We start from the raw sequence: 18,667 nt of genomic DNA, 5'->3' as shown, positions 1-18,667 counted from the left end.
GGAGATCACGTGACCGGGAGATGCCTGCCGGCGCCCGCGTCCCCCGCGGCGGCAGAAAACAGCTCGTACTACCGCCCCGGTAGGAACAAGCTGTCCAGAATCGTTCTATTGGCACCCTTGCGATACGAGCGCAAGCCCGCTATCGGCCCCGCAGCACGCCATGCACCAATTCCGGCTGGCGAAGCGGACTTTCCGCATCATCCTTAAGACCAATTCGCATGCAGATCGCGCTCTATCAGCCCGACATTCCGCAGAACACCGGAACGATTCTACGCCTGTGCGCCTGCCTCGGGCTCGCGGCCCACGTCATCGAGCCCGCGGGCTTTCCGGTGTCGGACCGCCATTTCCGGCGCGCCGGCATGGACTATCTCGACCAGCTGGAATGGCGGCGCCACGATTCCTGGAGCGCCTTCGAGCGCTGGCGGGCGGTGTCCGGCCATCGCCTGCTGCTGCTGACGACCAAGGCCACGACGTCCTATCTGGACATGACCTATCGGCCCAACGACATCCTGCTGCTCGGACGCGAGAGCGCCGGCGTCCCCGACACGGTGGCAGAGGCGGCCGATGCGCAGCTGCGCATTCCGCTCAAGCCGGGGCTGCGCTCGCTGAATGTCGCGATGGCGGCGGCGATGGCCGCCGGCGAGGCGCTGCGCCAGGTTGGACATTTCGTCCAATTGCAATCTGAGCAAGGAGGGCAAGCGTGAGCTACGCGGTGAAGGAAATCTTCATGACCCTGCAGGGCGAAGGCGCCCAGGCGGGGCGGGCCGCGGTGTTCTGCCGCTTCGCCGGCTGCAACCTGTGGAGCGGCCGCGAGGCCGATCGCGCAACTGCGACGTGCCGGTTCTGCGACACCGACTTCGTCGGCACCGACGGCACGCTGGGCCGACGGTACGACAGCGCCGCTGATCTCGCCGAGGCGGTCGCCGGGCAATGGACAGGCGGGGCGGCCTCCCGCTATACGATCCTCACCGGCGGCGAGCCGCTGCTGCAGGTCGATGCGGAGCTGATCGCCGCCCTCCATGCCCAGGGCTTCGCCGTGGGGATCGAGACCAACGGAACGCTCATTCCGCCCGATGGCATCGACTGGATCTGCGTCAGCCCGAAAGCCGGGGCCGAGCTGAAGCTCCGGCAGGGCCACGAGCTGAAGCTGGTCTATCCGCAAGCCGGCGCCGAGCCCGACAAGTTCGAAGGCCTCGCCTTCGAACGCTTTTCGCTGCAGCCGATGGACGGGCCGGAGGCGGCCGCGAACACGGCGCGCGCCATTGACTATTGCCAGCATCATCCGCAATGGCGGCTCAGCCTGCAGACGCACAAGATGATCGGCATCAGATAGGATTGTGACTGAACCGATGTGGGAATTGACCAAGTCTTTTACCTTCGAGGCCGCGCATACGCTGCCGATCACCACGCTCGGCGAGGCCAGCCAGGAGATCCACGGCCATTCCTTCCGCGCCGAGGTCACGGTGCGCGGGGCCACCACCAATCCGGAGACCGGCATGGTGGTCGATTTCGGCGTGCTGACGCAGCGCCTGGGCGAGGTCGAGGCCATGCTCGACCACAAGTTCTTGAACAAGATCGAGGCGATCGGGCTGCCGACCCTGGAGAATCTGTCGCGCTTCATCTACGAGCGCGTCCGCTCCATCGGCCACGTCACCAAGGTCAGCGTCCATCGCGACAGCTGCCGCGAGACCTGCACCTATTTCGGTCCGCAGGACTGATCGATTGTGGTAGGACCTCACCTGCAGCGACGACAGCGCTGTCACCTGCTTCTGTCATGGAGTCTTGACAGCGCGGTGAACGCCAACGTGCCAGGGGGACGTCCATGACCACTGCCGCCATCGAGGATCGCAAGGCCCGCGCCCGCGCCTGGTTCGAGAGCCTGCGCGACCAGATCTGCGCGGCGTTCGAGCGGCTCGAGGACGAGGCGCCGGCCGAGCTGTATCCGCGCGCGCCCGCCCGCTTCGTGCGCACGCCCTGGGAGCGCACCGACCATGGCGGCGGACATGGCGGCGGCGGCGTCATGAGCATGATGCACGGGCGGCTGTTCGAGAAGGTCGGCGTGCACTGCTCGACGGTGCATGGCGAGTTCGCGCCGGAATTCCGCAGCCAGATCCCCGGCGCCGCCGAGGACCCGCGGTTCTGGGCCTCCGGCATCTCGCTGATCGCGCATCTGCGGTCGCCGCATGTGCCGGCGGTGCACATGAACACCCGCTTCGTCGTCACCACCAAGGCCTGGTTCGGCGGCGGCGCCGATCTCACCCCGGTGCTGGATCGCCGCCGCACCCAGGAGGACCCGGATACGGTCGCCTTCCACGCCGCGATGAAGAGCGCCTGCGATGCGCACGCGGCCGTGGCACCTTACGACAAATACAAGAAGTGGTGCGACGAGTACTTCTATCTGCCCCACCGCAAGGAGCCGCGCGGCATCGGCGGCATCTTCTACGACCACCACGACTCCGGCGACTGGGAGGCCGATCTCGCCTTCACGCAGGCCGTCGGCCGCGCCTTTCTGACCGTCTATCCGGAGCTGGTCCGGCGCAATTTCAGCGCTGAATGGACCGACGCCGACCGCGAGGAGCAATTGATCCGCCGCGGCCGCTATGTCGAATTCAACCTGCTTTATGACCGCGGCACCACATTTGGGCTGAAAACCGGTGGCAATGTGGAGTCCATATTGTCGTCGATGCCGCCCGAAGTGAAATGGCCCTGAAACCCTCGTTCGATTGAACCGTAAGATTGTTATGACCGCCGCCCTCCCCCGCGCCATGCTGATCGACATGGATGACACCATCCTGTCGGCCTATGGCCGACCCGAGATCGCCTGGAACATCGTCGCCACCGAGTTTGCCGACGAGCTTCGACCGCATTCGTCCCAGGCGGTGGCGGCCGCGATCCTGGCCTCGGCGCGCAGCTTCTGGTCGGTCGCCGGCGCCGAGTGGCGGATGAAGCTGATCCAGGCGCGCCAGGAGGTGGTCAAGCGCGGCTTCGCGGCGCTGGCGAACCACGGCCCTGCCCTCCCCGTCGAGCTTGCCATTCAGGTTGCCGACCGCTTCACGGCCTATCGCGACGAACAGATGTTCGTCTTCCCCGGCGCGCATGAGGCCATCGACGAATTCAAGGCGCGCGGCATCAAGCTCGCGCTGGTCACCAATGGCGAGGCCGGGCAACAGCGCGCCAAGATCGAGCGCTTCGCGCTGGCGCACCGCTTCGACCACATCCAGATCGAGGGCGAGCACGGTTTCGGCAAGCCGGAGGAGCGCGCCTATTGGCACGCGATGGAGCGGCTCGGCGTCGGACCTGAAGACACCTGGATGATCGGCGACAATCTGGAATGGGAGATCGAGGCGCCGCAGCGGCTCGGCATCTACTCGATCTGGATCGACGTCCATGGCGACGGCCTGCCCGAGGGCACTCACGTCAAGCCGAACCGCATCATCCGCTCGCTGACCGAGTTGCTGCCCGCCCGCTAGGCCGCCGGGCCGCGCTCATCTGGGTCGCTTCGGCGGCGCGGACCGCTTGTGCTCCTCCATCAGCATCGCCACGAAGGCCGTGACTTTCGGCGCGCGGAATCGCGCGGCGGGATAGACCGCATGGATGCCGCCCGCGGGCAGCGTCCAGGACGGCAGGATGGCAACGAGCCGGCCGGCTGCGAGATCGTCCCTGATCAGGAAATCGGGCAGCACCGCCAGACCGCCGCCGGCCAAGGTCGCAGCGAGCACCGCAGGCGTCGTGTTGATGGTCAGCGCCCGGCTCATCCGGACGCTTTCGCGCTCGCTGTCGCCTCTTGTGAATTGCCACGCGAGCGGCTCCTTCAGCGCTGCGTTCGCCACGAACGGCAGCGAGGCGAGGTCCCTCGGATGCGCGACGCGCTTGACCACCCCCGGAGCGGCCACCAGCAGCTGACGGAAGCTGCCGATACGGCGCGTCTGCAGCGTGGAGTCGTCGAGCCATCCCACGCGGATCGAAAGATCGATCTGGCTCGCGATGAGGTCGACCTTGCTGTCGGAGAGGATCAGTTCGATGCGACAGGCGGGATAGGTCCGCGAGAACGCCGTCACGACCGGAGCGAGAATGCAGGTGCCGTAGTCGTTCGGGGCAGCGATGCGCAGCAAGCCCATCGGTACGGCGTTGGTCTGCGCCAGCTCGGCCATCGCGCTCTCGGCCTCTCGCAGGATCGCGGCACACCGCGCGTGCAGCAGCCGCCCGGCTTCCGTCGGCTCGACACGACGCGTGGTCCGCACCAGCAGGTCCGTCTTCAGCTCGCGCTCGAGCTGGGCGACCTGCTGGCTGACCACCGCCTTGGTGATCCCGAGCCGGTCGGCCGCGCGGGTGAACGAGGCGGAGTCCACCACCGCTGCAAAGTAGACGAGGCGATTGAGATTGATCGGCTCCACGTCGACGCCCTCCGCTTAATTGTCTGTCACAAGCATACAGTCTGTCTGATTATGCCCTGCTTCTAAACAAAAGAGAACGCGCTATGTCGACATGATGCCGAACCAAGAAGAGGCGTGGACATGCGATTGACCTATCTGTTCGATCCGTTGTGCGGATGGTGCTACGGCGCCGGCCCGGCGATCGAAAAGCTCGCGGCCGTCGACGACATCGCGCTCGAGCTGCTGCCCACCGGCCTGTTCGCAGGTCGCGGTGCCGGCAGGATCGATGCGCAGTTTGCCGAATATGCCTGGAGCAACGATCAGCGCATCGCCAAGCTGACCGGGCAGCGCTTCTCCGACGACTACCGCAAGCGCATCCTCGGAGCTGGCGGCGCGTTCGACTCGACGGCTGCCTCGCTCGGCCTGACGGCGGTTCACATCACCGATCCCGGTCGCGAGATCACCGCCCTGAAGGAGCTGCAGCTTGCGCGTTATGTGCAAGGGCAGGACATCGTGAGCATCGCCGGCGTGGGCGAGATCCTTCTATCACTGGGCCTTGCGGCCGCCGCCGAGCGGATGCTGAAGCGGGATCATTCGCTCGTCGAAACCCATGGCCGCCGGATTCAAACCGCGCAGAGCTTGATGCGACGCCACGGGTTGTCCGGCGTCCCGTCGCTGCTGGCCGGTGATGACGCCGACCAGAGATCGCTGCCCGGCAGCGTGCTGTACGAACCGATCGATGGTCTGCTCGCGCAGCTTCGAGCGGGCTGACCCGGTCGGCACCACCAACATTCCCACCTCTACCGGCCGTTGCGGGCCGCCGGAGCGCGGCCGGCTGCCCCGCTCCATCATTTTACGACGCCAAGGAGACCACGATGCCCACACGGAGACAGATCATGACGTCAGTAATAGCAGGAACCGCCGCAGCCGTTCTCGGCTCGTCCGGAAGCGGCCATGCCGCCGAGAGCAAGCTCAACTGGACGCATTTCCCGGCAGGCCCGAACGGCTTCTTCCGCGCGCCCGTGCTGCTTTCGGGCCCGACCGAAGCGATGCTGATCGATGGCGGCTTCAACTATCCGGATGGCCGTGCGGTGGCCGCCGCCATCAAGGCGAGCGGCAAGAAACTCACGGCGATCTATGTCAGCCAGTCGGACCCCGACTACTATTTCAGCCTCAAGCCGCTTCGGGAGGCTTTCCCGGGCGCGAAGGTGATCGCCGCGACGGCAACCATCGAGGCGATCAAGGGCAACGTCGAGAAGAAGCTCGCGGTGTGGGGACCGCAGCTGAAGGAGAACGGCCCGCAGACGATGGCCGATATCGTGCTGCCCGAGGCTTTTGACGGCGCATCGCTCACGGTCGATGGCGAAACAGTCGAGATCGTCGCAGCCGAGGGGCTCGCCAACCGCCGCTATCTCTGGGTGCCCTCGCTCAAGGCGGTGTTCGGCGGCGTGATGATCTTCTCGGGCGTCCATGTCTGGACTGCCGACACGCCGGCCAAGGAGCAGCGCGCGGCCTGGATCGCCACCCTCGACAAGATCGCCGCACGCGCGCCGGCCGTCGTGGTTGCCGGTCATGCCGTCGCCGATGCCGCAACTGATCTGTCCGGCGTCCGGCACACCAAGGCCTATCTCATCGCGTTCGAGGAGGAGCTCGACAAGGCCAAGGACGCCGCGGCGCTGAAGGCCGCGATGGAGGCGAAGTTTCCCGGCCTCGGCATGGGCGTCGCCCTCGACATCGGCGCCAAGGTGACGAAGGGCGAGATGAAGTGGGGCTGAGGCAGCCCCGCCTTCGTGGCGCAGTCGATTAGTCCAAATGCGGCACCCGATATGGCGCTCCCGCGCCATGCCGGGCGGCACGTTCACGCGGCATTCACCCTGCCGGCACACCGGACCTTAACCAGCCGCGCCGTTCGCGGCGCCCCCCGGTGCCCTACGGAGCAACCGTAACCCAATCGAAATCGGCCCGGCGTCTGATGACTGCGGGGCTTGGAGGGGGACAAGGCGGCCGGCCCGTGCGCGCCGCTTCGACCGATCGCAAGCCGTTGGTGCAGCATCGGTGTCATGGCTCTCAATCTGCCGCAGATCTCGTTGAGCGTGTCGATCAAGAACTCGCTCCTGACCTCCGTCTTCCTGCTGCTGCTGATCCTCGGCGGCGTATCGGTGCTGGCGACGATGCGGCTGTCGGCATTGCAGGACGCGGTCGAGAGCATCAACCGCGACCGGCTGCCGAAGATCCGCGCTCTCGGCGATCTCGACGTCGACATCGCTCATGCTCACCTCGTCGCGATCCGTGCTGCACTGTCCACGGCGACCGAACCGCGCGCTGCGGCCGAGCAGGAGCTGCGACGCCGTACCACCGAGGTCGACGCGCAGATCGCGCGCTTCAGGGACACGATCGGCAGCGACGCGCCGATGAAGATGGCGTTCGATCAGTTCGTCAACAAATGGGACATGTACCAGAAGCAGCAGGCGGTGATGCTCGAGCCGGAGGTCGGCGCCGACCGCGACCGCCTGGAGCACGTCGTCAACATCGAGACGCCGCCGGTCTTCCAGGCCGTCGTCGACGCCATCGGGCACGCCATCAAGCTCGCCGATCACCGCGCCGACAGCGCGATCGACAGCGCGACCCTGGATGCGCAGGTGTTCCGCCTGGTGCTGTGGTCGGTCAACGGCGTCAGCGTCATGATCGGGCTCGCCACGCTGCTGTTCGTCATTCATGACGTGTCGATGCCGATCTTCCGCATCACCCGCAGCATGGAGGCAATCGCCAAGGGCGAGCTGCAGACCGAGATCCCCTACGCCGATCACACCAACGAGCTCGGCATGATGGCGCGGGCGCTGGCCGTGTTCCGCACCAGCCTGGTCGAGAACGAACGTCTCAACGCCGCGACCCGGACGCTGTCCGAACTGAGCGAATGGCTGCAATCGGCGAAGTCCGAGCCCGAGCTATACCAGATGATCTCGACGGTGCTCGGCGGCCTGATGCCCGAATGCACCGGCACCCTGTACATCTATGCCGACAGCCGCGACGTGCTCGAGGTCGCCGCCGAATGGAACGGCGCCTCGACGACCCGCTCCCTGCACCCCGACGATTGCTGGAGCCTGCGCCGCGGCCACGTCTACATCCACGGCACGAGCGAGGTCGAATTCCCCTGCGATCACGTGCACGACGAGGTCAATGAGAACTACTGCTGCATTCCGATCCTCGCCCATGGCGAGACCGTCGGCCTGCTGCACGTCGAGTACAACTTCAAAGGCAACGAGACCGCGGCCGAGGCCAAGGCGCGCTTCGCCGATCGCGCCCGTCTCGGCCTCGCCTGCGCCGAGCATCTGTCGATCGCGATCGCCAATGTGAAGCTGCGCGAGGGCCTGCGCGATCAGTCGCTGCGCGATGCGCTGACCGGGCTGAACAACCGCCGCTGTCTGGTCGAGACCGCACGCCGCGAATTGCTGCGCGCCGCGCGCAGCCGCACGCCGGTCAGCGTGGTGACGCTGGACATCGATCACTTCAAGTCGTTCAACGACAATCACGGCCATGAGGCGGGCGACACCGTGCTGCGCCACATCGGCGAGATCCTCAAGGCCACGTTTGCCGACGACGCCATGCCCTGCCGTCTCGGCGGCGAGGAGTTCGTGGTGCTGCTGCCAAGCTGCGCGATCGAGGAGGCAGCGTTGCGCGCCGAGGAGTTGCGCGCCCGCGTCGAGGCCCTCAACATCAGCTATGGCGACGGCATGCTGCCGCGGGTGACGATCTCGGTCGGCGTCGCCGCCTATCCCGAGGCCGGCATCGACCTCACCGAGATCCTGCGCGTCGCCGACGGCGCGCTGTACCGCGCCAAGCACAAGGGCCGCAACCGCGTCGAACTCGCCACCGGCGGCATGGTGCCGCCGATCGACGAGATGACCGACCGGGCGGTGGCGACGCTCGATGCCATCGTCGCACGCGCGGAGACGAGGACCAACACGCCCTCCGACCGGGTGGCTTGAGGCAGCGCTGCCTACGCCGCCGGCAGCAGATGCCGCAGCGCCGACGCAATCATCACGCCGCCGCCGGTGATCACTGCGGCATCGAGGATGGCGGCGTGGATGTGCGCCGGCATGCGCGCGACGAAGGCTTTTGCCAGGAAGGCGCCGGGCACCGCGACCGCGCCGATGAGCAGCGCGAAGGCCAGCACCTGCGCGGTGACGACGCCAGCGAGGCCGAACACGGAGATCTTGATGATGCCCGTCGCCACCGAGATCATCGCGTCGGTGGCGATGACCGCCGCCCCTTCGAGGCCTGCGGCCATCAGCAGCGATAGCAGGATCACGCCTGAGCCGGAGGTGCCGCCGACGAGAACACCGTAGCCGACGGCGCCGGCCGCGAGCCCGCCATTGCCGATCCTGACGTCGCGCTTGCGCAGGATACGCCGCAGCGGCACGCTCATGATCAGCATGGTGCCGATCACGAACGCCGCGCCGGCATTGGTGAGCCGCGTGTAGCCGTAGGCACCGAGCGCCGTGGTGAGCGCCGCCGCGGAGATGACGACGACCGCGCGCGCGCGGTCGACCTCGCGAAAATAAGCGCCGACGCGGCTGAGATTGGTGAGGATCGCGGAGATTGCGATGATCGGCACCACGGGCTCGGCGCCGACCATCGGCACAAGAACGAGCGGCATCAATGCTCCGGTGCCGTAGCCGGCGAGACCACCGATGATGGAAGCAAACAAAGCGACGGAGGCGACGAGCAGGAGCTGAAGCAGCGAGATATCGGCAAAGCCTGCCAGAGAATTCATGACCATCCGTCGCGGTTGACGCGCGCCGCCGCCTGATCGGCGATCGCGGTCAGCGATGCCCCCGTGGCGCGCTCAATGCACCGGCAGCGAGGCATCCTCTGCGAGAGCCAGTCCATCGCCGAGAACCGGCGGTTCCGCAACCCCGTGCGCAATGAATTCGCGTGCATCGGGCGATCACGTCGGCGCGATGACGCACTGGTGCAACACCTCACGCGAAAGGGGCAGACAACTCAGGCAGCCGCAGCGGCCGATCGTCAGAGTTCAGTGTAATTCCGCGCCGTGTGCTCGCCGGACCAGATCTTGTCGGGATCATAGATCCTCTCGCCGCGCTTGGGTCTGAAGTCGTTCAAGCGAACCACCTCTCCCGATGCTCGGACCTGGGCCTGGACGTCGGACGGCGCATCGGGAAGCCCGACACGCCGGCTGCGGAGGATTTCGAGCTTACTCACGCGGATGCTCCTGGAATTTGCATATGTTATGTTATAACATATCACAAATCAAGCCGACGACGGGAGCACCTCGTCGGCGAGGACCGCTCCGAGAAGCGGTCCCCAAGGCCGCGTGGCCAACGGCAGCGCCGTGAACGGTCAGCGAGCTCGAGACGCCGAAAGGGACAACATGACCGCTGCGACCTCACAGACACCCGTCACCGTTCTGACCGGATATCTCGGTGCGGGAAAAACCACCCTGCTCAATCGCATTCTCACGGAGCCGCACGGCAAGCGGTACGCCGTCATCGTCAACGAGTTCGGCGAGGTCGGCATCGACAACGATCTGGTCGTCAATGCCGAGGAAGAGATCTTCGAGATGAACAACGGCTGCATCTGCTGCACCGTGCGAGGCGACCTCATCAGGATCCTGCACGGACTGATGAAGCGGCGCGGCAAGTTCGACGCGATCATCGTCGAAACGACGGGGCTCGCCGATCCCGCTCCGGTGGCGCAGACGTTTCTGGTCGACGACGACGTTCGCCGCAACACCAGGCTCGATGCGATCGTGACCGTGATCGACGCGCGGCATCTTCCCGGCGAGATCGACCGTGCCCACGAGGCGCAGGAGCAGATCGCGTTCGCCGACGTCGTCCTGCTGAACAAGACCGATCTGGTCTCGGAGCCGGATCTCGTGTCGATCGAGGCGCGCATCCGCGCGATCAACCCCTATGCGGTCATCCATCGCACCGAGCAGTGCGCAGTCGATCTCGCGAAGGTCCTGGATCGAAGTGCATTCGATATCGACCGCATTCTCGCCTTCGAGCCCGGCTTCCTCGATGAGGAGCATGAGCACGAGCACGACGCTCACGTCAAAAGCCTGTCGCTGACGACCGAGCATCCGCTCGCGCCCGAGACGTTCATTCCCTGGATTCAGCAGACGGTCCAGCATTTCGGGACGGACATTCTGCGCCTGAAAGGCATCCTGCATTTCAGGGACGACCCCGATCGCTTCGTGATTCAGGGTGTTCACATGCTGCTGGACGGCGACCATCAACGCCCCTGGAAGCCCGGCGAGGCGAAGCTCAGCCGTCTGGTCTTCATCGGGCGCGATCTGCCGGACGACATCCTGCGCGAGGGCTTCCGCCGCTGTCAGACTTCAGATCACTGACGTCGTCGCGGACCGGCGGGGTGGCTGCGGCCGATCCCCGCCAAACGCTGTCACGAGCCTCGCACCGGATCGCGGCGAGCGGCGTCAGGTCCGTCCGTCGCGATTGACGCGGGCCGCCGCCTGATCGGCGATCGCGTTCAGCGATGCCTCGTCGAGCGGGAAGTCCGCAGCCAGCCAGGCATCCTCGGCGAGGGTGAGCACGTGGCCGAGCAGCGGCCCCTCGGCAACGCCGCGCGAAATGAAATCGGCAGCCTTCAGCGGCAGTTTCGGCGGCGTGAAGCGCTGCGGCAACAGCGCCAGCTCGCGCCAGCGCTGGGTATCGGGATCGGACCCCGACCGCGCCCAGCCGAGCATCAGGCGGTCGCGGTAGACGGTCTCGCCGAGACGATACAGCAGGCGCCGGGCCCGCGCCTCGTCGGCCGAGGCGAAGCGCCACCAGCGGTGGCCCATGCCGTCGAGCGCCTTGGTCTCGGCATTGGACAGCTTCAGGCGCGCGCCGAGACGACGCGCATCCTCGGTGACGGCGACCGCAAGCGCGGCAAGACGGCGGACCGGGCTCGCAGTCAGCGCCAGCGCGCGCTCGATCTCGATCATCGCCGCGAACGGGCCGAGATAGGCGACGCCGCCGAGCAGCGACGTCAGCAGCCCGCCATCGGCCATCGCCGTGACCGCGCCGACCGCCCCGTCGGTGACGAGGAGCTTCAGCATCTCCATGCGCACGCGCTCGGCCGACAGTGACGCGAGACCCGCGCGGCCGGCGATGCAGGCGAGATAGCCGTCGCGATCCGGCTCGCCATGTCCGAAGGCCGCATGGATGCGAAAGAAGCGCAGGATGCGCAAGTAATCCTCGGCGATGCGCTGGGAGGGATCGCCGATGAAGCGCACGCGTCGCTCGGCGATGTCGGCGAGGCCGCCGACATGATCGTGCACGACTCCATCGGGACCGACCGACAGCGCGTTGATGGTGAAGTCGCGCCGGTGCGCATCGCCGACCCAGTCGCGCCCGAACTCGACCTTGGCCTTGCGGCCGAAGGTCTCGGTGTCCTCGCGCAGGGTCGTGACCTCGAACGGATGCCCTTCGAGCACCAGCGTCACGGTGCCGTGCTCGATGCCGGTCGGCACGCTCTTGATGGAGGCCGCCTTGGCGCGCCGGACCACCTCCGCCGGCATTGCGGTGGTGGCAATGTCGATGTCGCCGATGGCGATGCCGAGCAGCGCGTTGCGCACGGCGCCGCCGACCACCCGCGCTTCCTCGCCATCGCAATTGAGCAGCGCGAGCACCCGCGCCGCCGGACCGGACGAGAGCCAGGGCGCGCTCAGCACCCGCGCGTCGGTCATTTCTCCACTCCGGGAACGAGCCTGCCGTTCTCGATATGAGCTGGCATGTAGGTCGAATGCGGCGGCGCGCCGGAGAACTCGGCGAGCAGGACCAGACTTGCAATCACCAACACCAGCGCCGCCACCGTCAATTTTGCAACCAGATGCAGAGGCCAGTTCGCCGGCACCAGCAGCCCTGCCCGGGTCGCGATCAAGAACAGCACATAGACGGCAAAAGGAATGAGGAAAATTCCGATTTCCGTCAACACTGGTCGGATCATGACAGATAGATCCGTTCGTACAACACGCGAAGGATTCCCGCGGTCGCGCCCCAGATGTAGCGCTCGGCGAACGGCATCGCGTAATATGCGCGCTCCATGCCGCGAAACTCCTTGGAATGCAGCTGGTGATTGGCAGGATCCATCAGGAACGCCAGCGGCACCTCGAAAGCGTCGTCGACCTCGCCCTCGTTGATCTTCAGCGAGAAGCCCGGACGCACCCGCGCCACCGTCGGCAGGATGCGAAAGCCGAAGGCCGTGCCGTAGACGTCGAGATAGCCGATCGGGTCGACGAAGCTGCGGTCCAGCCCGACCTCCTCCTCCGCCTCGCGCAACGCGGCGTCCAGCGGCGAGGCGTCGGTGACGTCGATCTTGCCGCCGGGAAAGGCGATCTGGCCGGCGTGGCTGGAGAGATTGGGCGAGCGCTGCGTCAGGAGAACCGTCGGCTCGGGATGGTCGACCACGGGGATCAGCACCGCCGCCGGGCGGATCGGCTGCTCGCGGGAAATGATCTCGAGCATGCGATCGGTGCCGGAATCTCCGCTGGCCGGAATCACGTCCGGATCAAGCAGAGCCTGCGGAACGTCGAAGCCCAACCGCTCCCGGCCACGCGCGAAGAATTCGGCCGAGCTGACCTCCGCCGTCGCAGTCCTCACCACCATGGGCTCGTTCAAAGCGCCGCCCTCACCTCTTCTGCGTTGGCCATGGGGAAGAACGCACCGCCCGACTCCACCCCGAACATGACCTCCCCATCGATCACCCGCTCCTCACCCATGTCAACCAGCTCGTAGTAGAGCGGCCGCGTCACCTTGGCCCAGAGTTCGGCGCGGACGTGCAGATAGGGCGTGAGCCCGCCGCTCTCGCTCCGCTCGAAGCGCAGCCGGTGCTGGGCGTCGCAGGCCACCCAATCGTCGACATTGGTGCGAAAATGCAGCCGCACGCCCTGTGCATCGGCTTCTTTCCGCATTTCTACGGCCATGAAGGGCACATCATCGACACGGATCCCGACCTTCTCCACGGGCGTGACCAGGAAATAGCGGTCATCCTCGCGCTTCAGGATGGTGGAGAACAGGCGCACCAATGCAGGGCGGCCGATTGGCGTGCCCATGTAGTACCAGCTACCATCGCTTGCGATTCGCATGTCGAGATCGCCGCAGAATGGCGGATTCCACAAATGCACCGGCGGCAGGCCCTTTTCGGACGTGCCAGCCTGCGTCGCGGCCGAGGTCAGCCGCTCGAGTCCCTGATCCGTGGTCTGCCCTTGCTTCGCCATGGTTTGCCTTGAGTTTGCGTCCGCCTTGGCACGATTGGTGCAGGATTTCAGTGCGCTCGTCTGTGCAAAAGTTCCTGGCGCCCGCTGCACGTGATGTAAGGTCGCCATATCGTGATGCCGTCAATACCCCGGAATGCCGATAATATGGGGATAGTTTAACTCAACGAATACAGCGCCTTCGCAATAGATTGGCAGCCGCATCCCGACAAACTGGAGCGGAACGCCGGTCGACAGGTTGAATCGGCAAGTTGAAGATGCGGGGCAGAAGGAGCGACGGGAATGGCTGAGAGTGCCGAGAAGCTCGAGGATGCGATCGTCCGATCGGCCGAACAGGTCTCCGGACAAATCCGCGCGGCGAAGGAGGCGATCTCCAGCGTCATCTTCGGCCAGGATCGCGTCGTGGAAAACACACTGGTGACGATCCTCTCGGGCGGCCACGCGCTCCTGATCGGCGTTCCCGGCCTTGCCAAGACCAAGCTGGTCGAGACCCTGGGCGTCACGCTAGGCCTCGACGCCAAGCGCGTGCAGTTCACGCCTGACCTGATGCCGTCGGACATTCTGGGCGCCGAAGTGCTCGACGAGAGCACGGTCGGCAAGCGCTCGTTCCGGTTCATCGCCGGCCCGGTGTTCGCACAACTCCTGATGGCCGATGAGATCAACCGCGCCAGCCCGCGCACCCAGTCCGCGCTGCTGCAAGCCATGCAGGAGCAGCACATCACCGTTGCCGGCGCGCGGCACGATCTTCCCAAGCCGTTCCATGTGCTGGCGACACAGAACCCGCTGGAGCAGGAAGGAACCTATCCGCTCCCCGAGGCCCAGCTCGACCGTTTCCTCATGGAGATCGACGTCGACTATCCCGATCGTGACGCCGAGCGACGCATCCTGTTCGAGACCACCGGCGCCGAGGAGAGTGCCGCCAAGGGCGCGATGACGGCCGATGCGTTGATCGCGGCCCAGCGCCTGGTGCGGCGGCTGCCGGTCGGCGATTCCGTCGTCGAGGCCATCCTGTCGCTGGTGCGCTCGGCGCGTCCCGGCCCCGAGGCGGGTGAGGCCGGCAAGCTGATCGCCTGGGGCCCCGGTCCGCGCGCCAGCCAGTCGCTGATGCTCGCGGTGCGCGCCCGCGCGCTGCTCGATGGCCGTCTCGCGCCCTCGATCGACGACGTGCTCGATCTCGCAGAACCCGTGCTGAAGCACCGCATGGCGCTGACCTTCCCGGCCCGCGCCGAAGGGCGCACCATTCCGGACGTGATCCGGCAGCTGAAGAGCCGGATCGGTTGATGGCAACAGCAGCGGGGCACGCCGACAAGGAGATTCTCGCGATACGGCGTGCCGATGGCGAAAGCCGGACGCTGGCATCCTCGCTGCCGCGCCTCGTGCTCGAAGCCCGGCAGATCGCCGCCAACGTCATCCATGGTCTGCACGGCCGGCGCCGCGCCGGCTCCGGCGAGAGCTTCTGGCAATATCGCCGTTTCGTGTCCGGCGAGCCGTCGCAGCGCGTCGACTGGCGCCGCTCCGCGCGCGATGATCATCTCTATGTCCGCGAGCAGGAATGGGAGGCCGCGCACACGGTGTGGATCTGGCCCGACCGCTCGCCCTCGATGGCCTTCGCTTCGAAAGGCGCGCGCGACAGCAAGCTCGAGCGCGCGTTGATCGTGACTTTTGCCCTGGCCGAGCTCTTGGTCGCCGGCGGCGAGCGCGTCGGCATTCCCGGCCTGATCAATCCGACCGCGAGCCGCAGCGTGATCGATCGCATCGCGCAGGCGATGCTGCACGATGAGACTGTCAGGCCGAGCCTGCCGCCGTCCTTCGTGCCGTCGGCGCTCGCCGAGATCGTGGTGCTCTCCGATTTCTGGTCGCCGATATCAGAGATCGGCGCCATGCTCGCCGGCCTGTCCGCATCGGGCGCGCATGGCACGATGGTGCAGGTCGTCGATCCCGCCGAGGAGACCTTCCCCTATTCCGGCCGCGTCGAATTCGTCGAGCCCGAGGGCGGCGAGGTGATCACCGCCGGCCGCGCCGAGAGCTGGGCGCAGGACTACGTGGCGCGCGTCGCGCTGCACCGCGACCAGATCCGCGCCGAGACCGGCAAGCTCGACTGGCTGTTCACGACGCACACGACAAGCCGCTCGGCAGCCGAGCTGCTGCTGTTCCTGCACGCCGGCATGACCACCAGCAAGCTCGGCGCACGCGGCGGCGTCAAAGTGGGCGCTGGCCCGAGAGGGATCGGCGCATGATGGGTCTGCCGCTGTCATTCGCCGAACCGTTGCTGCTGGCCGGCCTGATCAGCCTGCCCGTGCTGTGGTGGCTGCTGCGGGTGATGCCGCCGCGCCCGCGCCGCATCGAGTTTCCGCCGACGCGGCTGCTGTTCGACATCACGCCGAAGGAAGAGACGCCGTCGCGCTCGCCATGGTGGCTGACCCTGCTGCGGCTGATCGCGGCAGCGCTGGTGATCTTCGCGGCAGCCGGCCCGATCTGGAACCCGCGCACCGAGGCGGTCGGCAGCAAGGCGCCGCTGGTGCTCCTGCTCGACGACAGCTGGAGCGCGGCGGCGAGCTGGGAGACCCGCATCAAGGCGGCCGACGAGATCATCGCCAATGCCGATGCCGACCGGCGCGGCGTCGCGCTGCTGCCGCTGTCCGAGCCGGCACGCGATCTCACTCTGATGCCGGCCGGCGCGGCGCGCGTCGCACTGCGCCAGATCGCGCCCAAGGCCCACACGACCGAGCGCGCTGATGCGCTGCCGCAGCTCGACCGCTTCCTCAAAGCGACCGGCGATGCCGAGATCCTGTGGTTCTCCGACGGAGTCGATCCCGGCCGCGGCAGCGAGTTCGTGACGGGTCTTGCCAAGACCATCGGCGATCGCAGCCTGACTGTCTTCGAAGGCGGCACGCCCTCGCCGCTCGCGCTCGCGGGCGCCGAGAACGCAGCCGCCAAGATGACCGTGAAGGTGCTGCGTGCCGATCTGTCCGCTCCGGGCGGCATCGTGCGCGCACTCGACGCCAAGGGCTCGCCGCTCGGCGAGGCGCAATTCAGCTTCGCCGGCAACGCGCACGACGCCGAGGCGAGCTTCGACCTGCCGGTCGAGCTGCGCAACGACATCACGAGGCTCGAGATCGCCGGCGAACGCTCGGCCGGCGCCGTGCAACTGCTCGACAAGCGATGGCGCCGCCGCGCCGTCGGTATCGTCTCCGGATCCACCAGCGACACCGCGCAGCCGCTGCTCGCGCCGACCTTTTATCTGACGCGCGCCTTGGCGCCCTTCGCCGATCTCCGGCTCGGTGATCGCGGCGCGCCGCAGCAGATCATCACGCAGTTCCTCGACCAGAAGGTGCCGATGATCGTGATGGCCGATGTCGGCACGCTGTCGCCGGAGCTGCGCGACCGGCTCAATGGCTGGATCGAAAATGGCGGCGTGCTGGTGCGGTTCGCCGGTCCGCGCCTCGCGCAAGGCGACGACGACCTCGTGCCGGTGAAGCTGCGCCGCGGCGGCCGCACGCTGGGCGGCAGCCTGACCTGGGAGAAGCCGCAGCACCTGGCCGCCTTCGCCGCCGACGGCCCGTTCGCCGGCATCACCGTGCCGAAGGACGTCACCATCAATCGCCAGGTTCTCGCCGAGCCTGACGCCGTGCTGGCAACCAAGAGCTGGGCCTCGCTCGAGGACGGCACCCCGCTCGTCACCGGCGAACATCGCGGCAAGGGCCTGATCGCGCTGTTCCATGTCAGCGCCGACATGCGCTGGTCGGACCTGCCGATGTCGGGGGCGATGGTCGAGATGCTCCGCCGCATCGTCGACATGTCCGGCTACACCTCGACGCCGGGCCCCGGTCCCGCCGGTGAGACCGCCAAGGCGACGCTGGCGCCGCTGCACATCCTCGACGGCTTCGGCGCCTTCGGACCGCCGCCTTCAACGGCCAAGCCGCTGCCGGCCGATTTCAACGACAGGGCCTCCCTGGATCATCCACCCGGCTTCTATGGCCCTGCCGACGGACCGACCGCAGTGAACACGCTCAGCCCCGCCGATCGCATCCTCCAGCTCGACACGTCGGCGTTGCGTGCCAAGCGCGCCAGCTACACGACGGCCGAGCCGCGCGATCTCCGGGGCATCCTGCTGTCGACCGCGCTGCTGCTGTTCCTGATCGATGCGATCATCGTCGCCCTGCTCGGCGGTGCGCTGGCCGCGTTGGTCCGGCGTCGGCGTGCGGCTCCGGCGGCAATTGCGCTGGCCATTCTCGCCACCGCCGCCCTGCTCGCGGTCGCGATGCCGACTGCCGCACGCGCCGATGCGGCCAGCGACGACTTCGCCATGCGTGCTGTGTCGCAGACCCGGCTCGCTTATGTCGTGACCGGCAATGCCGACGTCGATTCCATCGTCAAGGCCGGGCTGACCGGCCTGACCTTGTTCCTGGCGCAGCGCACGGCGCTGGAGGCCGGCGATCCCGTCGGCATCGATCCGGCCCATGACGAACTCGCCTTCTTCCCGCTGATCTACTGGCCGATCGTGCCGGGCGTATCGAAGCCGCCGCAGGATGCGATCAACAAGATCGACGCCTATATGAAGCAGGGCGGCACGGTGATCTTCGATACGCGCGACGCGGTCGAGGCGCCTCCAGGCGAGAATGGCGCACAGCAGACGCCGGGCATGCAGTCGCTGCGCGAGATACTCTCCTCCCTCGACGTCCCCGAGCTCGAGCCGGTGCCGCGCGAGCACGTGCTGACCAAGACGTTCTATCTGCTGCGCGACTTCCCGGGCCGCTTCACCGCCGGCCAGACCTGGGTCGAGGCGCTGCCGAAGGACGACGAGGAGGACAGCGCGTCGCGGCCGGCCCGCGGCGGCGACGGTGTCTCTCCGATCATCATCACCTCCAACGATCTTGCCGGCGCCTGGGCGATCCGCCCCGACGGCCAGGCCATGCTGCCGATGGTGCCGGGCGAGCCGCGCCAGCGCGAATTCGCCTTCCGCGCCGGCGTCAACATCGTGATGTACACGCTGACCGGCAACTACAAGGCCGACCAGGTGCACGCGCCGGCCCTGATCGAACGGCTCGGGCAGTGA

19 protein-coding genes are annotated in these 18,667 nt (G+C 67.0%); 12 read left to right on the top strand and 7 right to left on the bottom strand.

The genetic code is table 11. The features are described 5' to 3' along the window. Positions 1 to 218 precede the first annotated feature (218 nt). The 5 genes from HL666_RS03235 (at position 219) to HL666_RS03215 (ending at position 3,470) form a co-directional block, all read left to right on the top strand. Entirely contained in the window at positions 219 to 704 is a 486-nt protein-coding gene (locus HL666_RS03235; RefSeq protein ID WP_172110843.1) for a tRNA (cytidine(34)-2'-O)-methyltransferase, read from the top strand. Continuing rightward, entirely contained in the window at positions 701 to 1,333 is a 633-nt protein-coding gene (gene queE, locus HL666_RS03230; protein WP_172110844.1) for a 7-carboxy-7-deazaguanine synthase, read from the top strand. The genes HL666_RS03235 and queE overlap by 4 nt, the downstream gene beginning before the upstream one ends. A 16-nt stretch (positions 1,334 to 1,349) precedes the next feature. Then, positions 1,350 to 1,718, top strand: a complete 369-nt coding sequence (locus HL666_RS03225) for a 6-pyruvoyl trahydropterin synthase family protein (RefSeq protein WP_172179854.1) — start codon at positions 1,350 to 1,352, stop codon at positions 1,716 to 1,718. Positions 1,719 to 1,822: 104 nt separating this feature from the next. Next, positions 1,823 to 2,710: an oxygen-dependent coproporphyrinogen oxidase gene (gene hemF, locus HL666_RS03220; RefSeq protein WP_172133425.1), complete on the top strand. Its 888-nt coding sequence runs from the start codon at positions 1,823 to 1,825 to the stop codon at positions 2,708 to 2,710. Positions 2,711 to 2,741: 31 nt separating this feature from the next. Beyond that, complete coding sequence (locus HL666_RS03215; RefSeq protein ID WP_172110846.1) at positions 2,742 to 3,470, top strand: HAD family hydrolase; 729 nt, start codon at positions 2,742 to 2,744, stop codon at positions 3,468 to 3,470. Positions 3,471 to 3,485: 15 nt separating this feature from the next. Here the strand turns inward: HL666_RS03215 and HL666_RS03210 are convergent, their stop codons facing one another. Further along, positions 3,486 to 4,394 (bottom strand): LysR family transcriptional regulator, encoded by a 909-nt coding sequence (locus HL666_RS03210; protein ID WP_172179852.1) that lies wholly within the window; start codon positions 4,392 to 4,394, stop codon positions 3,486 to 3,488. 120 nt (positions 4,395 to 4,514) lie between these two features. Between HL666_RS03210 and HL666_RS03205 the strand changes: the two genes are divergently transcribed. The 3 genes from HL666_RS03205 to HL666_RS03195 all read left to right on the top strand — a co-directional run bounded on the left by HL666_RS03205 (position 4,515) and on the right by HL666_RS03195 (position 8,359). Further along, a complete protein-coding gene (locus HL666_RS03205; RefSeq protein WP_172179850.1) occupies positions 4,515 to 5,144 on the top strand; it encodes a DsbA family protein in 630 nt (209 codons plus the stop codon). A 104-nt stretch (positions 5,145 to 5,248) separates the two neighbouring features. Further along, positions 5,249 to 6,148, top strand: coding sequence for an MBL fold metallo-hydrolase (locus HL666_RS03200; protein WP_172179848.1), 900 nt, complete (start codon positions 5,249 to 5,251; stop codon positions 6,146 to 6,148). A 285-nt stretch (positions 6,149 to 6,433) separates the two neighbouring features. After that, complete coding sequence (locus tag HL666_RS03195; protein ID WP_172179846.1) at positions 6,434 to 8,359, top strand: diguanylate cyclase; 1,926 nt, start codon at positions 6,434 to 6,436, stop codon at positions 8,357 to 8,359. Between the two features lie 11 nt (positions 8,360 to 8,370). On the opposite strand, the gene HL666_RS03190 is transcribed toward HL666_RS03195, so the two are convergent. Both HL666_RS03190 and HL666_RS03185 read right to left on the bottom strand, forming a co-directional pair. Next, the gene (locus HL666_RS03190) at positions 8,371 to 9,147 is read right to left on the bottom strand and encodes a TSUP family transporter (protein WP_172179844.1); all 777 of its coding nucleotides are present in this window, start codon (positions 9,145 to 9,147) and stop codon (positions 8,371 to 8,373) included. Between the two features lie 254 nt (positions 9,148 to 9,401). Next, positions 9,402 to 9,596, bottom strand: coding sequence for a hypothetical protein (locus tag HL666_RS03185; protein WP_172179842.1), 195 nt, complete (start codon positions 9,594 to 9,596; stop codon positions 9,402 to 9,404). A 169-nt stretch (positions 9,597 to 9,765) separates the two neighbouring features. Here HL666_RS03185 and HL666_RS03180 point away from each other — a divergent pair, with 169 nt between their 5' ends. Next, positions 9,766 to 10,746, top strand: a complete 981-nt coding sequence (locus HL666_RS03180; protein WP_172179840.1) for a CobW family GTP-binding protein — start codon at positions 9,766 to 9,768, stop codon at positions 10,744 to 10,746. A gap of 84 nt (positions 10,747 to 10,830) precedes the next feature. Here the strand turns inward: HL666_RS03180 and HL666_RS03175 are convergent, their stop codons facing one another. The 4 genes from HL666_RS03175 to HL666_RS03160 are packed head-to-tail and all read right to left on the bottom strand — an operon-like array spanning position 10,831 to position 13,614. Continuing rightward, positions 10,831 to 12,084, bottom strand: coding sequence for a CCA tRNA nucleotidyltransferase (locus HL666_RS03175; protein WP_172110854.1), 1,254 nt, complete (start codon positions 12,082 to 12,084; stop codon positions 10,831 to 10,833). Beyond that, positions 12,081 to 12,344: a DUF6111 family protein gene (locus HL666_RS03170; protein WP_172179838.1), complete on the bottom strand. Its 264-nt coding sequence runs from the start codon at positions 12,342 to 12,344 to the stop codon at positions 12,081 to 12,083. Before HL666_RS03170 ends, HL666_RS03175 begins: the two co-directional genes overlap by 4 nt. Then, positions 12,341 to 13,003 carry a CoA pyrophosphatase gene (locus HL666_RS03165; protein WP_376698573.1) on the bottom strand — a complete coding sequence of 221 codons (663 nt, stop codon included), beginning with the start codon at positions 13,001 to 13,003 and terminating at the stop codon, positions 12,341 to 12,343. Before HL666_RS03165 ends, HL666_RS03170 begins: the two co-directional genes overlap by 4 nt. Positions 13,004 to 13,011: 8 nt before the next feature. Next, complete coding sequence (locus HL666_RS03160) at positions 13,012 to 13,614, bottom strand: DUF1285 domain-containing protein (RefSeq protein ID WP_172111277.1); 603 nt, start codon at positions 13,612 to 13,614, stop codon at positions 13,012 to 13,014. A 279-nt stretch (positions 13,615 to 13,893) separates the two neighbouring features. Here HL666_RS03160 and HL666_RS03155 point away from each other — a divergent pair, with 279 nt between their 5' ends. Genes HL666_RS03155 through HL666_RS03145 form a run of 3 tightly spaced genes read left to right on the top strand, consistent with a single transcriptional unit; the run spans position 13,894 to position 18,667 of the window. Next, complete coding sequence (locus HL666_RS03155; protein ID WP_172110857.1) at positions 13,894 to 14,892, top strand: AAA family ATPase; 999 nt, start codon at positions 13,894 to 13,896, stop codon at positions 14,890 to 14,892. Further along, positions 14,892 to 15,848 (top strand): DUF58 domain-containing protein, encoded by a 957-nt coding sequence (locus HL666_RS03150; RefSeq protein ID WP_172110858.1) that lies wholly within the window; start codon positions 14,892 to 14,894, stop codon positions 15,846 to 15,848. The genes HL666_RS03155 and HL666_RS03150 overlap by 1 nt, the downstream gene beginning before the upstream one ends. Continuing rightward, positions 15,845 to 18,667, top strand: coding sequence for a DUF4159 domain-containing protein (locus HL666_RS03145; protein ID WP_172110859.1), 2,823 nt, complete (start codon positions 15,845 to 15,847; stop codon positions 18,665 to 18,667). The genes HL666_RS03150 and HL666_RS03145 overlap by 4 nt, the downstream gene beginning before the upstream one ends.

It is taken from the genome of Bradyrhizobium aeschynomenes, from assembly GCF_013178945.1.
Classification (GTDB): Bacteria; Pseudomonadota; Alphaproteobacteria; order Rhizobiales; family Xanthobacteraceae; genus Bradyrhizobium; species Bradyrhizobium aeschynomenes.
The sequence above is the reverse complement of the archived record's forward strand: the minus strand, read 5'-3'. Positions and strand labels throughout refer to the sequence as shown.